Source organism: Prevotella sp. P5-50 (genome assembly GCF_002251295.1).
Taxonomy (GTDB): domain Bacteria; phylum Bacteroidota; class Bacteroidia; order Bacteroidales; family Bacteroidaceae; genus Prevotella.
In genome coordinates this window covers 26740-41671 of record NZ_NPJA01000050.1, presented here as the reverse complement: position 1 = coordinate 41671, position 14932 = coordinate 26740, and the positions used below count along the sequence as shown (strand labels likewise).

11 protein-coding genes are annotated in these 14932 nt (G+C 43.0%); 3 read left to right on the top strand and 8 right to left on the bottom strand.

What is annotated here, in order from left to right; translation table 11 throughout:
* Window positions 1-39: 39 nt before the first annotated feature.
* Entirely contained in the window at window positions 40-678 is a 639-nt protein-coding gene (locus CIK88_RS10320; protein WP_094391667.1) for a hypothetical protein, read from the top strand.
* A gap of 108 nt (window positions 679-786) precedes the next feature.
* On the opposite strand, the gene CIK88_RS10315 is transcribed toward CIK88_RS10320, so the two are convergent.
* From CIK88_RS10315 to rho, 8 genes are all read right to left on the bottom strand, one after another.
* A complete protein-coding gene (locus CIK88_RS10315) occupies window positions 787-1848 on the bottom strand; it encodes an endonuclease/exonuclease/phosphatase family protein (protein WP_094436285.1) in 1062 nt (353 codons plus the stop codon).
* A 30-nt stretch (window positions 1849-1878) separates the two neighbouring features.
* On the bottom strand, window positions 1879-3132 hold the full coding sequence (locus CIK88_RS12735) for an ATP-binding protein (RefSeq protein WP_094436283.1): 1254 nt from the start codon (window positions 3130-3132) through the stop codon (window positions 1879-1881).
* Between the two features lie 100 nt (window positions 3133-3232).
* Window positions 3233-4417: a glycosyltransferase family 2 protein gene (locus tag CIK88_RS10305; RefSeq protein WP_094436281.1), complete on the bottom strand. Its 1185-nt coding sequence runs from the start codon at window positions 4415-4417 to the stop codon at window positions 3233-3235.
* A gap of 24 nt (window positions 4418-4441) precedes the next feature.
* Window positions 4442-6019: an Rne/Rng family ribonuclease gene (locus CIK88_RS10300; RefSeq protein ID WP_094391671.1), complete on the bottom strand. Its 1578-nt coding sequence runs from the start codon at window positions 6017-6019 to the stop codon at window positions 4442-4444.
* 242 nt (window positions 6020-6261) lie between these two features.
* Window positions 6262-6537, bottom strand: a complete 276-nt coding sequence (locus CIK88_RS10295) for an HU family DNA-binding protein (RefSeq protein ID WP_094391672.1) — start codon at window positions 6535-6537, stop codon at window positions 6262-6264.
* Window positions 6538-6715: 178 nt separating this feature from the next.
* Window positions 6716-7318 carry a riboflavin synthase gene (locus CIK88_RS10290; protein ID WP_094391673.1) on the bottom strand — a complete coding sequence of 201 codons (603 nt, stop codon included), beginning with the start codon at window positions 7316-7318 and terminating at the stop codon, window positions 6716-6718.
* A 402-nt stretch (window positions 7319-7720) separates the two neighbouring features.
* Window positions 7721-9001 carry a serine hydroxymethyltransferase gene (gene glyA, locus CIK88_RS10285; RefSeq protein WP_094391674.1) on the bottom strand — a complete coding sequence of 427 codons (1281 nt, stop codon included), beginning with the start codon at window positions 8999-9001 and terminating at the stop codon, window positions 7721-7723.
* A 28-nt stretch (window positions 9002-9029) separates the two neighbouring features.
* A complete protein-coding gene (rho, locus tag CIK88_RS10280) occupies window positions 9030-11009 on the bottom strand; it encodes a transcription termination factor Rho (RefSeq protein ID WP_094436279.1) in 1980 nt (659 codons plus the stop codon).
* Between the two features lie 758 nt (window positions 11010-11767).
* On the opposite strand from rho, the gene fabD reads away from it, so the two are divergent.
* Entirely contained in the window at window positions 11768-12658 is an 891-nt protein-coding gene (gene fabD, locus CIK88_RS10270; protein WP_094391676.1) for an ACP S-malonyltransferase, read from the top strand.
* A gap of 82 nt (window positions 12659-12740) precedes the next feature.
* Complete coding sequence (locus CIK88_RS10265) at window positions 12741-14885, top strand: alpha-amylase family glycosyl hydrolase (RefSeq protein WP_094436275.1); 2145 nt, start codon at window positions 12741-12743, stop codon at window positions 14883-14885.
* The last annotated feature ends 47 nt before the right edge of the window (window positions 14886-14932 follow it).

Below are 14932 nucleotides of genomic sequence, written 5' to 3'. Positions count from 1 at the left end.
AACAGAATAGATTGAAAAAAAATTGCTATATTTGCATTCATGATGAAGAAATCTATAATTTGGGTAAGTGCTGTCTTACTGATGATGGCGTTCGGTTGTCGCAATCACAATCGAATGGCGGAGTATCAGCGTAAGATAGACAGTATTAAAAAAGCGGAAACCACGAAAGCTATGTTGCCTGTACCCGATAACCGTGAACCTTTGACTGTATTTTTCGACAGTCTTTCTATGATTGCGTTGCCTTTGCATTATACCCCTGAGTTTGTGGAATATCTTCCCCAGATGACGCCTGTTCCAAAACTATTCAATAGTAGTATGGGGTGTGAGGGAGACCAGAAACTCAAAGCTGCGATTCTTCCACCAACCCCTCATTTTAATATGGTACTGTTGGCAGAGCGTATGGATTCTATAACTCCACCAACTTTATACCTTTGTGTTTTTGATCACGATAACGTCATGCAAGACCGGTTGACCATTTACGAACGTGCCGATGGTGATCTGAATGGTGAAATTGGAAGTATGAAACTTGAATATTCTGTGACGAGCCGTTACGAAGTGACATTAATGCGCTTCTTTCGTTCGGACAATAAGCCGGATGCTGATTTTGAATGGAAAGAAAGTCGTAAATTCCATATCAATCGTGAAGGTCATTTTGAAGAGGAACCGGCAGATTTATAATTATCGATAATGAGTATGTGGAATATTTAATGAAGGGATAAAATACAAAACCGGCAGTACTATAGGGTTGTCTGTGTAGTACTGCCAGTTTGTATATAGGAAATTATTCTATAAAGCAATTTTCATAAATACGGGATAGTGATCAGAGTATGTAAGCTCACGTTTGTAATAGGTAAGACCTTTGAGCATCTCATCATGGAAGATGTAGTCAATGCGGACACTTTTCTTTCCACCACGGAAGGTACTCATCCAGCCGAAACCACATTCTTTGAATCCGTCAACCATGTTGCCTAAAAGTGTCTTATACACATAAGAGTAGGGCACATCGTTAAAGTCGCCGCAGATGATACGTGGGTGTTCTGTCTGTCGCATATTGTTAGCTATAGTCATCGATTGGCCTGAACGAATCATCAGACCTAAAGTGTAATTGCCATAAATGGCGCGCAAAATAGAACTTTTATCTACATTTATTCCGTGATAGTTAGCTTTGGCAACTTGATGGAGTGTGCCGTTGATACCTGTTGTCTGCAGGTGAACATTATAAACGCGGATGATTTTTCCGTTTACCTCTATGTCTGCCCACATGGCACTATTGTTGGAATATTCAAAGAGAATCTTATCCGTTTTACGGATTGGATAGCGGCTGTAGATGATCATATCATCACGTCCATAAGCTTTGTAAGGAAAGTAGTTCTTATATGAATCAGACACTTTCTTATCGCCACTTGCATCAAGATACTCCTGAAAACAAAGCACATCTACTTTTTGGTTTTTCATTTCTGCCAAGATGTCTTGAGAGATGAAACCTGATGTCTCCCTTCCAAACATGGCAACGTTGTATGTGGCGATAGTTAAACCGTCTTGAGCTGCAACCGCTTTGGTGTTGTCAGACCGGAATTGGACTAGCGTACCAATATAGGGAATGCAACAAAGTAATGTGATGATTGGTACAAATGTCAACAGCCAGTTCCGTTTAATCAACCAATATACCAACAATAGTAGGTTGGCAAGGATGAGCAGGGGCAAGATATAAACTATCATTGCCTTTGCATTATTTCCTACTGGCGAATAGTTTCCTCCAAACAAACCGAGAATCGTGAAGATAGATACTATAATCTGCATTATAAGAAACATCATAGCCACATAGCGATAAACAGCAAGTTTTCCCATATAATTTGTGTCAAAAGATTTATAATAAACTTATTCGGTCAAATAGTTGTGAATCTTATCCAACAAGTCTTCCACGCGGAATGGCTTTGAAAGAAATCCGTTGCATCCTGCAGCTTGGGCCTCTCTTATATTTTCCTCAAAGGCATAGGCGCTGAGGGCAATAATGGGTACGTCTGGATTTACTTCTTTGATGATTCGAGTGGCATCGAGTCCATCCATTTCCGGCATTCTGATGTCCATGAGAATAAGGTCGGGATGCTCGTCTTCACAAAATGTTACGGCTTCTATTCCATTGTGGGCGCGTAGCAAGCGATAGCGTTTGGAAAGCACGACCTTAACCAGCTCATAGTTGTTGTCTTCATCTTCTGCAACGAGAATAAGTGGAGCATCTTGCAAATTGCCATGTGTACTAACTCGTATGGTTCGCGAATTAGTGGTGATGCGTGAGTTTTTGGCAAGTCCTCCAACTGATCCATCGAAAGGTATTGTAAAGCGGAAGGTCGAACCTTGGCCGAGCTTGGAAGATACGCTGATGGTTCCTCCAAGTTTTTCTACAATAATTTTGCTTAAAGGCAAACCGAGGCCAAATCCGTTTTGAATAAAGTCGGCATCTTTCGAAACATAGGTCTTGAAAATGTTGTCTATGTCTTGTGGGTCAATACCTGAACCGGTATCGCTCACATAAAATTCTACGTCTTGCCCGTCGTTAATCAGTCTGTATCCATAAGAAATGCTACCTTGTGTGGTATGCTTCAGAGCGTTGCTGATTAAGTTTGAGAAGACCTGCGAAATACGGTTACCGTCTGTATTGAGCATGACAGTCATATTAGGTTCTTCCCACACCATGTTGACAGTATCAGGACATCTAAACTTGAATGTGTTGTTGAGTGTTCTACAAAGTTCGTTGAGGTCTGTTAACGACTTCTTTATCGAAACTTCTCCGGCTTCTACTCGTGAAAGGTCAAGAATTTCATTGATAAGTGTCAGCAAACGCGAATTGTTGCTCTCAATAATCTCCATGTATTTCATGCGTTCTTCCTGTGATTCAGTTTCACACATGACTCTTGAGAAACCTTCGATTGCATTGAGCGGTGTTCTTATTTCATGGCTCATATTGGCCAAAAACAACGATTTCATGCGGTTTGCCCGTTCGGCCTCTTTTGCTTTTGCTTCATATTCGCCTATCTTTTTCTGGAGACCCAAAAATTTGATTTCAGCAGCATCAGCTCTGGAATTTGCTTCGTTTATCTTTGCTATAAGCTCTTTGCGTTCATCTTGGTTCATAATATTTAATTTTTCAAGATGTAATTAGTTCTTGTTTGTAATATACTTCTGCAAAGATATAATTTTTTTTTTATTCCGCCAAACCTGGGGAGTATATATTTTAAGCGCGTTTGCTTTTTTCCCATTTTCCACTATTCTTATGTGATTGAAGATAAGATATTCCGTAGAATACATTCAGGTTCATAAATACAAAGTAGCAAGGGATATATAGAAATTTGTTCTTCTTTCCATTGAGTTCTTGCATATAGCCACACAATGCTGCAAGATAGAAAACTATCTGCAATATCCAAATCACGTTGTAAACCATGCCTGCTTTCATCAAGACAAGGGCAATGTTAAGTGGAATCAAACAGAAAAGTGCGAAAGGGGTAATGGTCCAACGGAGTACACGATGTGAAACAAACTGAAAAGAAGCTATGGGATAGCGTAGGGGATTCATGAGTTGACGAAGCCACCAGATACTCTGTAGTCCACCTGCTGCAATACGTTTTTTTCTTTTGGCTTCTTCTGCTAAATTGGCAGATCCGTGCTCAAGTGCATAGGCTTTTGGAGTATAAGCAATACGATAGCCTTGCATCAGCATTCTCAACGACATGACAAAATCATCAAGCAAAGCGTTCTCTGGCATGGGTTCGTATAGAGAGCGGCGAATGGCACAAAGCTCGCCTGCAGCTCCCATGGCTGAATAGAGTTCGCTGTCAAGTTGTTTAAGTTTGCTTTCATATTTCCAGTAGAGGCCTTCACCTTGAGCTGCTGCTTGTTGTGGGCCTTGCTCGTTGGCAGCAACACGCTTTTCTCCTGCTACGCATCCTACTTTTGGATCAAGAAAGCATTTCACGATTTCGCGTATGGCATTGCTGTTGAGCATGGTATTAGCGTCTGTCATCACTACAAGTTCTGTATCAACCAATGCCAAGCCATGATTAAGTGCTGCGGTCTTTCCACGACGCTCAGGTGAAAATATCACCTTCACGTCGTAGGAAGACAGCTTTAGGTTGGTATCGTCATCCGATCCGTCTGTAACCCATACGGTTTTTAGTTTCGGATAATCGATTGCCAACGTATTGTTCATTTTGTCGTTGACAATATCCTGTTCGTTGTATGCACATATCATCAGCGTCACTTCAGGAAGCTTGTTGTCTTCCGGCAGTTTCGTCTGTTCCTTTTTGCCTTTACTTAAAAGCCGTTTCACTCCGACTATGATATAAAGTAAGATTCCATATCCGAAGTAGGTATAAAATACCAGCGCTATAGCTGACCAGAATACGATTTTCAGTAAAAGCATAAGAAATGATATTGTGTCTGTTGTTTAGTTTTTACTTTCCACTTCTTCGCGCATGTCGATGAAATGGCCTTTTTTGTCATAGAACTCGTATTGCAGGAATGCCAGTTTCTGCGAAGGGATTATGCGCACTCCAAGTCCATATTTAATTTGCCAGCGACGCTTCATGGAAATCATTCCTTGATTGATGTATGCTGCAACATAGGGATGGACATGGAGGGTGAATTGCTTGATTCCAATCTTGTTGACCAGCTGGTCAATCTTATTTTCCAATTGGTCGGTAAAGAGTATTGAGGACTTGATTTTTCCTGTTCCGAGACATGTTGGGCACACCTCTTCCACATTCACATCCATAGCAGGGCGTACACGTTGTCGTGTAATTTGCATGAGGCCGAATTTGCTAAGCGGAAGAATGTTGTGTCTTGCACGATCTTTCTGCATGTTCTTACACATTCTTTCGTAGAGCAATTGTCGATCTTCTGCCAAATTCATGTCGATGAAATCGACAACAATGATACCTCCCATGTCTCTTAGTCGCAATTGTCTTGCCAATTCATCGGCCGCTCCGAGATTTACCTCGAGTGCATTGGCTTCCTGTCCGTTTTCAGCCCTTGTTCTGTTTCCGCTGTTTACATCCACCACGTGCATGGCTTCTGTATGCTGAATAATCAGATAGGCTCCTCGTTTGTAGTTGACAGTTTTGCCGAATGATGACTTCAACTGTTTGGTTACGTTGAAATTGTCGAAAATGGGGACGCTTCCTGTGTAGAGTTTGACAATGTCTATCTTGTCTGGGGCAATAATCTCGACATAGTTCTTGATTTGCTTAAATACCTCTTTGTCGTTGATGTAGATTCCGTCGTAAGTAGGATCAAACAGGTCGCGTAGCAAAGCTACTGCACGACCTGTTTCTTCGTGTATGAGTTGTGGCGATGTTGTGGCCTTCTGTGCATTTTCTATGGCTTCATCCCATCGTTTTAACAGTTGTTTCAGTTCTGCATCAAGTTCTGCGACACGTTTTCCCTCTGCTGATGTCCTGACTATAACTCCGAAATTTTTTGGTTTTATACTCTGAACCAATTGTTTGAGTCTGGCTCTTTCTTCTCCTTTTTTGATTTTTGTGGAAACTGATACTTTGTCTTGGAAAGGCATCAGTACCATATATCGTCCCGCGAAACTTAACTCGCAGGTAAGTCGTGGTCCTTTGGTTGAAATGGGTTCTTTCACCACCTGGACAAGAATTTCCTGACCAGGCTTCAGCGTATTTTGCACGCTTCCTTCTTTGGGTAAGTCTGGCAGTCGTGTAGCTTTAGAGATGGGGAAGAGTTTTCTTCTGTCGCTTTGTACTTGTTTAAGGTATTTCTCGTACGAACAGTAATGTGTTCCTAAGTCAAGATAATGCAAGAAAGCGTCGCGTTCCGAACCGACATTGACAAAGCATGCGTTGAGTCCGGGCATGAGTTTGTGTACTTTTCCCAGATAGATATTGCCTACAGAAAACGACATCTCACGCTTTTCGTTTTGGTATTCTACCAAGTTCTTGTCTTCGAGAAGTGCAATGGAGATTTCTTTCTGTTGTACGTCAATGATAACTTCACTTGTCATTCTTAAAAACTTTTTGTATTTGTATTTTGAAATACAGAAAGGGGTGTACTGAGAATTGTCGGCACTCGACATTTTCTCGGTACACTCCTTTCATTTTTCTCGTTGAGCTTATATGCTTATGGCTTACTTGCTCTTGTGACGATTCTTGCGCAGTCTTTTCTTACGCTTGTGAGTAGCCATCTTGTGGCCCTTCTTTTTCTTTCCGTTTGGCATAATGTGTATAAATTAAGTTGTTGTTATAATTATTTCATTTTGGCGATAAAGCTCTTTGCAGGCTTGAATGCAGGGAAGTCGTGGGCATCGATAACAAGAGTGGTGTTCTTGGAAATGTTGCGTGCAGTTTTCTGGGCACGGTGTTTAACGGTAAATGTACCGAAACCTCTGAGATATACGTTTTCTTTTCTCACTGACATGCTCTGGCGTATTTCTTCCATGAATGCTTCAATGGTGCCTGCAACATCTTTTTTCGAGATTCCTGTTTCAAGGACAATCTTGTTGATAATTTCTGCTTTCGTCATGTTTTCTAACGATTTTATTTTCTTTCTGTGATTATAATTTTTATTTCGGAGTGCAAAGATACTGATTTTCAGCGTGAAACGGAAATATATTTTCGTTTTTTTTTGATAATCAGTATTTTTTGTGCTATTTTTGTGGTCTTACACCTTATATTATAGGTGTGGTCTGCTGTGAATTTTGTTATTTCAACTGTTGTAGCCGTGCGATGTATTTGCCTATAATGTCAAACTCAATATTGACAACACTTCCTTTTTCGATATTACAAAAATTGGTATGTTCAAAGGTGTAGGGGATGATGGCTACCTGAAAGCTGTTGGCGGTAGGGTTGCAAACGGTAAGGGATACACCATTGACGGTAACCGAGCCTTTATCTACTGTAAAATAGCCATTGAGAGCCATTTCTTGGTTTTCTTGGTATTCAAAAGTAAAATAGGTAGAGCCGTTTGCGTCTTCTTTTGCGATGCACACAGCGGTTTGATCGACGTGTCCTTGTACAATATGTCCGTCGAGACGTCCGTTCATCATCATCGATCGTTCCACATTGACTTTGTCGCCTATGTGAAGTAGTCCTAAGTTGGTGCGCTCTAACGTTTCTTTCATGGCTGTTACCGTGTAGCAATCGTTGTCAATGGCTACTACGGTAAGGCATGTTCCGTTGTGTGCTACACTTTGGTCGATACCTAACTCGTTAGTAAACGGACAACGTAATTTTAAGTCGATATTGTCGCGGTCGCGTATGATATCAACAACTGTTGCGGTTTCTTCGATTATTCCGGAAAACATATTATTAATGTTGGTTTAATATTTCTTTGATTATTTTGATGAAAAAGAAAAAAGAGGCCGCACCGGTGATGTGATGAAAACTCCTTTTTTAGAAGATATGGGGTTCTCCTGCCTTTGTAATCCACTGGTCTGTTGCCAAACTGCTCCTTAGGAGTTGTGGCCCGCCATTGTACAGGAAATACGCCCTGTTTTCATAGTAATTTGATGAGTATCCCTATCGAACCGATACGGCCATTCTCTTTCTGTTTGCAAAGATACGAAAAAAAATGGAGAGCACGAGGTTTGCTCAACATTATTTTTCATGTTTCTGATAAAAAAACAGTTCTGCGTGACTTTTGTTGTCAGCAGAACTGCTTTGTATTTAGTTGTTTGAAGGGTTAAAACCTCTTGCTTTTCAATAGTTTAGTAGGCAAAGAGTGGATATTCCTTCATGCGTTCGTTGACGCGTTTGCGAACACTTGCAATAACTTCTGGATTTTCGGGATCGTTGAGTACTTCTTCGATGAAAGCGGCAATTTCTACCATTAAGTCTTCTTTTGCACCACGTGTAGTGATGGCAGGAGTGCCGAGGCGAATACCTGATGTCTGGAAGGCAGAACGGCTGTCGAATGGTACCATGTTCTTGTTGACTGTGATATCTGCAGCAACGAGGGCATTCTCTGCTACTTTACCGGTCAAATCGGGATATTTTGTACGCAGGTCAACGAGCATTGAGTGGTTGTCTGTACCGCCGCTTACGATGGTGAAACCACGCTTGATGAGTTCTTCAGCCAATACCTTGGCATTCTTTTGTACTTGTTTGGCCCACTCTTTGAACTCTGGCTGTAGTGCTTCGCCAAAAGCTACTGCTTTAGCAGCAATAACGTGTTCCAGAGGACCGCCTTGCTGTCCAGGGAATACTGCTGAATTGAGCAGTTGTGACATCATTTTGGTGACACCCTTAGGCGTTTTGAGTCCCCATGGGTTTTCAAAGTCTTTACCCATCAAGATGATACCTCCGCGTGGACCGCGCAGGGTTTTATGTGTGGTAGAGGTTACGATATGAGCCCATTTCACCGGGTTCTCGAGGAGTCCTGCGGCGATGAGACCTGCTGGGTGTGCCATGTCGATCATGAGCAAAGCCCCAACTTTATCTGCGATTTCGCGCATGCGCTTGTAGTCCCATTCGCGGCTGTATGCTGATCCGCCACCGATGATGAGTTTTGGTTTGTGCTCGAGTGCTAAATGCTCCATTTCATCGTAATCTACACGTCCAGTTTTCTCATCAAGATTGTATCCTACGGGTTTGTAGAGAATACCGCTGGTATTGACGAGTGAGCCATGTGAGAGGTGACCGCCGTGAGCCAGGTTAAGGCCCATGAATGTATCACCTGGTTTAAGTACGGCGAGTAGTACTGCAGCGTTTGCTTGTGCTCCTGAGTGGGGTTGTACGTTGGCGTATTCAGCTCCGAAGAGTTTGCAAACACGGTCGATGGCGAGTTGTTCTACTTCATCCACGACCTGACAGCCACCATAGTATCGGTGTCCAGGGTAGCCCTCAGCATATTTGTTTGTCAGATAGCTGCCCATGGCTTCCATCACTTGTTCGCTGACGAAATTTTCTGACGCAATCAGTTCGATGCCTTTGAGTTGGCGCTGATGCTCTTTTTCGATGAGCTCGAAAATCGTGTTGTCTCTTTGCATAGTTGTAATTATTGGGATGATTTAAAGGTTATCCATTCATTGTGGCCAAGAATTCCTCGTTGTCCATGGTTTTAATTATGCGGTCTCGCATGGTATTCATGGCTTCAAGAGGATTCATGTCTGCAATAAAATTGCGTACAATCCACATACGCTGGAGTGTGGTTGGATCCTGCAACAAGTCGTCGCGTCTGGTAGAAGAGAGGACGAGGTTGACAGCAGGGAATATGCGTTTGTTGGCCAATGTGCGGTCGAGTTGTAATTCGGAGTTACCGGTTCCTTTGAATTCTTCAAAGATTACCTCATCCATTTTTGAGCCCGTATCTGTAAGAGCAGTGGCTATAATAGTGAGTGAACCTCCGTTTTCTATATTACGTGCAGCTCCGAAGAAGCGCTTTGGTTTCTGTAGTGCGTTGGCGTCAACACCACCTGTGAGTACCTTTCCTGATGCAGGACTTACGGTATTATAGGCACGTGCCAATCTTGTGATGGAATCGAGGAAAATTACTACGTCGTGTCCACATTCAACCATTCTTTTTGCTTTTTCCAGTACGATACCGGCAATTTTTACATGTCTGTCCGCTGGTTCGTCAAAGGTAGATGCAATTACTTCTGCGTTGACAGTACGGCTCATGTCTGTGACTTCCTCAGGTCTTTCGTCAATGAGGAGCATCATGATGTAAGCCTCTGGATGGTTGGCTGCTATTGCGTTGGCAATGTCTTTCATCAGTACTGTCTTACCTGTCTTTGGCTGTGCCACTATGAGTGCGCGCTGTCCTTTTCCTATAGGTGAGAAGAGGTCAACGATGCGTACACTTGGATTTGTGGTGGCGCTATTGCCGCAGAGGTTGAATTTTTCATCGGGGAAGAGTGGGGTGAGATGTTCGAAGCTTACGCGGTCTCTGACCTCTTGTGGGTTTCTTCCGTTGATGCTTTTTATTTCTGTTAAAGCAAAGTATTTCTCGTTATCGTGCGGTGGTCTTACGGTACATTCCACCACGTCGCCTGTTTTGAGACTATAGCCTTTTACTTGTTGTGGACTTACGTAAATATCATCGGGTGATGAAAGGTAGTTGTAGTCGCTTGAACGAAGGAAGCCGTATCCATCTTGTAGTATTTCGAGTACTCCGTTACCAGAGATAATACCGTCGAAGTCGTATTTATCCTGTGCAGGTTGTTGTGGTGCAACAAAAGTGCTGGCTGTTGGGGCGTTACTGCTGATGGGTCTGTCGAAGATGTCGAGTGAAGGTAGTGCCTCTTGGTCTTCTATGGGCAGGTCGACAACGGTAATAAAATCAGTACCGTCTCCTGGGTCTCCACTCCAAACATCATCTTCTGTCATTGGACCTTCGTTGTAGTATGTGTTATTGTTTTGCTCCATGTTCTGAGCTTCGGACTGTGGTTCTGTCACAGGCTCCTCTTGTGCAACAGTATTGGGGTCTACGTTTTCAATCTGCTCTTGGGGCTCGTTAGTTTCGGGTTGTTGCTGAATAAGGGCCGCTTCTTTTGCAGCCTTTTCCAGTTCGAGAGCTTCGAGTTCCTTTTTCGATTTCCTTCCTCGTTTTTTAGGAGCAGGCTTGTCTGTAGCTTCTTTTTCTGCCTTTTCCACAGGTGCTGTTTCTGTTTCAGCATCTTTTGCTGTTTCTATAGATTGTGGTGCAATGGTTTCGCTGTTGTCATTTTCTTCTGTGGGAATAGTTTGTTGTGCGGCAGTAGCAAGGAGTGTGTCGAGAGAAGGTTTCTTCTCGCGTTTTGCAGGCTTTGTATCAAGGTTTTCTCCGTCTTTTCCGCTGACAGTATATACTTTATCTTTTTCTTTTTTAGCTATACGTGTGCGTTTGCGTTTGGTGTTAGCCACAGACTCCGCAGCAGAATCTATGGCATGTTTATCGAGTATGGCATAGATTACGCTTTCCAAAGAATCGTCAGGTGACACTTTTACACCTACTTCATGGGCAATCTCCATAAGTTGAGAGATTTCCATTTTTTCCAAATCTTCTTTTAAGTACATATTTATTTCTAAGTATTCTTGGTATGAATGTGTGCGACAGGAATTTGTCGCAATACTATTGTTTCTCGAATGGAAACAAGGGAATGATTAATATCGGCTGCAAAAGTAATCAATATATTTGAGATTTCCAAACTATTTCAACAAAAATAATCTGATAGAGATTCAAATTATTCAATTATGTTTGGTGTTCAAAGACTTTTATCTGCTTTTTTATCTCATAATATAATAAGGTTAGCACATCGGCAGTTCTTACCTATATAGTCCTAGCATGTTCCTATTGTAGTGGACATGATTTTGGGACTTACTTGGGATTTACTTGGGAGTTTCTTGGGACATGTTACGCGATTTCTGTTCTTCGCTTTTTTCACGGAAAATCTCGAACGGATCATTTGACTTAACAAAGTTGAGGACGATTACCTGAACGCATCCCGAATGCAACTCGAAGATAAAAGGTTTTGTTTGCTTATTCGTACCTCTGAGACTGTTGTCTCTTAGGTACTTTCGTTCGATAATCCAAAAGAAAATGTGTTTTTCTTTTGGATTCTGCTCGCTTATTCGTACCTTTAATCCTTCGGATTTTAGGTACTTCCGCTCGGAAAAACTCAAATAAGTTTGGTTTTTCCCTCGCTTATTCGTACCTTTAATCCTTCGGATTTTAGGTACTTCCGCTCGGAAAAACTCAAATAAGTTTGGTTTTTCCCTCGCTTATTCGTACCTTTGCACGCGGAAAGAATTCCATAATAAAAATATATAAGAAAATGAAAGCATTTGTATTTCCCGGTCAGGGAGCTCAATTCGTAGGAATGGGCAAAGACCTCTACGACAACAATCCTAAAGCAAAAGAACTTTTTGAAAAAGCCAACGAGATTCTTGGCTATCGTATAACCGACATTATGTTTGAAGGTACTGACGAAGACCTCAAACAGACCAAGGTAACGCAACCCGCCGTTTTCCTTCACTCTGTTATTTCTGCCATCTGCATGGGAGACGCATTCCAACCAGCTATGGTTGCAGGACACTCTCTTGGCGAATTCTCGGCACTTGTTGCTGCTGGAGCATTGAGCTTTGAAGATGGTCTTAAACTGGTTTATGCTCGTGCCATGGCTATGCAGAAAGCTTGTGAGGCTCAGCCCTCTACCATGGCAGCCATCATCGGTTTGCCCGACGATAAGATTGAAGCCATTTGCAAAGAAGTAAGCAAGATGGGTAAGGGTGTTGTGGTTCCTGCCAACTATAACAACCCCGGACAGCTGGTAATCTCTGGTAATATCGAAGCCATCAACGAGGCTTGCGAACAGCTGAAAGCCGCCGGCGCTAAGCGTGCTCTGCCTTTGAAGGTAGGTGGCGCATTCCACTCTCCATTGATGCAGCCTGCTAAGGACGAACTTCAGGCCGCTATCGAGAAAACAGAGTTTGCCGCTCCCAAATGTCCCATTTATCAGAATGTAGATGCCAAGCCACATACCGATCCTGCTGAAATCAAGCAAAACCTGATTGCTCAGCTGACAAGTTCGGTTCGTTGGACACAGATTGTGCAGAACATGATTGCCGTTGGCGCAGACGATTTTACAGAGTGCGGTCCAGGTAAAGCCCTTCAGGGTATGATTGCAAAAATCAATAAGGAAGTAAGTGCTCATGGCATTGCTTAATCCTAATGATACTAAAACAGAATTAAATAAATAATAGGCGTGGGCTATACCTGCGCCTATTATCTTTACTCGTTAAATCTTTATGACAGGTAAACAGGTTATCTATCAAGTTTTTACTCGCCTTTACGGCAATCGTAGTATCACCCGTCACATGAACGGAACCATTGAAGAGAATGGTTGCGGAAAAATGGATGATTTCACCCCAAAGGTATTGAACCGATGGGCAAGAATGGGCATTACTCATGTCTGGTACACGGGGGTTATTCGTCATGCGACGAGGACAGATTATTCAGCATATGGAATCCCAAAACAACATCCTGCAGTTGTGAAAGGATGTGCCGGTTCGCCATACGCTATTGCCGATTATTATGATGTTGATCCAGATCTCGCAACAGATGTTGACCACAGAATGGAGGAGTTTGAAGCCTTGCTTCAGCGCACCCACGAGGCTGGTCTCAAAGTGATTATCGATTTTGTGCCCAACCACGTTGCACGCCAGTATCATTCCATTTGCAAGCCAGCAAATGTTAGCGACCTTGGAGAAGACGATCATGTGGATAGAGGCTTCGACCCGGTAGATAACAATTTCTATTACTGTCCAGGACAAGCTTTCGTACCTTGTTTTGACCTTTATCACGGCGAAGCAACACCTTACGAAGAATATCCTGCCAAAGCCACGGGCAACGACCATTTTGACAATGCGCCAGGGAGGAATGACTGGTATGAAACGGTAAAACTCAATTATGGTGTTGACTATTACGCAGGTGGAGTATTGTACGACAATCCCATGCCCAATACCTGGAAGAAAATGACCGACATCCTCTTGTTCTGGGCAGCCAAAGGTATAGACGGTTTCCGTTGCGACATGGCTGAGATGGTGCCGGCAGCATTTTGGAGCTATGCTACAAAAGCGGTAAAAGAACAATATCCCGACATACAGTTCATCGGTGAGGTATATAATCCGTCATTATATCGTAGTTATATTTCAGCCGGCTTTGACTTACTCTACGACAAAGTAGGCATGTATGATACGATGCGCGCCGTCATAACCGGACAGGCTGCTACCTCGGCAATTACTTCTGCCTGGCAACAAACAGACGATATTCGTCAACACATGTTGTACTTCTTGGAAAACCACGACGAACAACGTATTGCAAGCACATTCTTTGCAGGCGAAGCCCGTCGCGGAGTCCCTGCTATGATGGCATCCATGCTCATGCAACAGAATCCTTTTATGCTCTATTTCGGAGAAGAGTATGGAGAGCGCGGAATGGACCACGAAGGATTTAGCGGATGCGATGGACGAACCACAATATTCGACTACTGGAGTATCGATACCCTATGTCGGGCAGCCTCCAGAAAATTGACCGCCGACGAAAAACTGGTTTATGCACAACATGAACAAACCATGCAGATTGCTCGTCGCGAGAAAGCCATAAGCGAAGGCACATTCTTCGACCTGATGTATGTGAATCCACATTTGCACCGTCAATATGCGTTCCTCCGCCACATCGGACATGACCTGCTCTTGGTGGTAGTCAATTTTGAAGACCGCGAAGTTGATGTTGATGTCAATCTGCCGAAACACGCCTTCGACTTCTTGCAAGTTGCCTCAGGCGAATATGTTGCCACAGAACTGTGGAGCAAAACAAAAACCAACATTGACCTGCAGCCAGATAAGGCCGTTCGACTGCAGGTAGGCGCCAATGGGGGCGTGGTGATGAAGATGAAAGTTACAGTATCTGAAAATCATAAAACAATGGAAAATATCATTCTCAACGAACACCACAAAGAGGAATTTCCTCCGGCTCATACAGCCGAACACCTGCTCAATCAGACCATGATGCGCATATTCGGTTGTGAACGTTCTTTCAACGCACATATCGAGCGCAAAAAGAGCAAGATGAGCTTTCATCTGAGTCATAAACCTTCGCGCCAAGAGGAGAAGGAAATAGAACAGACGATGAACCGACTTATTGAAGAGGATTTGCCTGTGGAGTTTGAATTTGTTGACCGCAACAATCTGCCAGAGGGCGTTTCGCCAGACCGACTGCCAGAAGATGCGTCGGAAACCATCCGACTCGTACGCATAGGCGATTATGACGTTTGTCCGTGTATCGGCAAACACGTGCGATCAACCAGTCAGATTGGCCGTTTTGAATTATTTGGAACGAATTGGGACGAAGAAAACAAGGTATTCCGGGTTCGTTTCAAAGTGGTGCAATAAAAACAATAAGAAACAATCGATTACATGGTGACACAGCAGGACTATAT

Bases quoted from the DNA above. Each gene is read 5' to 3' on its own strand.
- CIK88_RS10320 (WP_094391667.1), top strand. From the start codon at position 40: ATGATGAAGAAATCTATAATTTGGGTAAGTGCTGTCTTACTGATGATG.
- rho (WP_094436279.1), bottom strand. From the start codon at position 11,009: ATGTACTTAAAAGAAGATTTGGAAAAAATGGAAATCTCTCAACTTATG.
- CIK88_RS10295 (WP_094391672.1), bottom strand. From the start codon at position 6,537: ATGACGAAAGCAGAAATTATCAACAAGATTGTCCTTGAAACAGGAATC.
- fabD (WP_094391676.1), top strand. From the start codon at position 11,768: ATGAAAGCATTTGTATTTCCCGGTCAGGGAGCTCAATTCGTAGGAATG.
- CIK88_RS10290 (WP_094391673.1), bottom strand. From the start codon at position 7,318: ATGTTTTCCGGAATAATCGAAGAAACCGCAACAGTTGTTGATATCATA.
- CIK88_RS10305 (WP_094436281.1), bottom strand. From the start codon at position 4,417: ATGCTTTTACTGAAAATCGTATTCTGGTCAGCTATAGCGCTGGTATTT.
- CIK88_RS12735 (WP_094436283.1), bottom strand. From the start codon at position 3,132: ATGAACCAAGATGAACGCAAAGAGCTTATAGCAAAGATAAACGAAGCA.
- CIK88_RS10300 (WP_094391671.1), bottom strand. From the start codon at position 6,019: ATGACAAGTGAAGTTATCATTGACGTACAACAGAAAGAAATCTCCATT.
- CIK88_RS10265 (WP_094436275.1), top strand. From the start codon at position 12,741: ATGACAGGTAAACAGGTTATCTATCAAGTTTTTACTCGCCTTTACGGC.
- CIK88_RS10315 (WP_094436285.1), bottom strand. From the start codon at position 1,848: ATGGGAAAACTTGCTGTTTATCGCTATGTGGCTATGATGTTTCTTATA.
- glyA (WP_094391674.1), bottom strand. From the start codon at position 9,001: ATGCAAAGAGACAACACGATTTTCGAGCTCATCGAAAAAGAGCATCAG.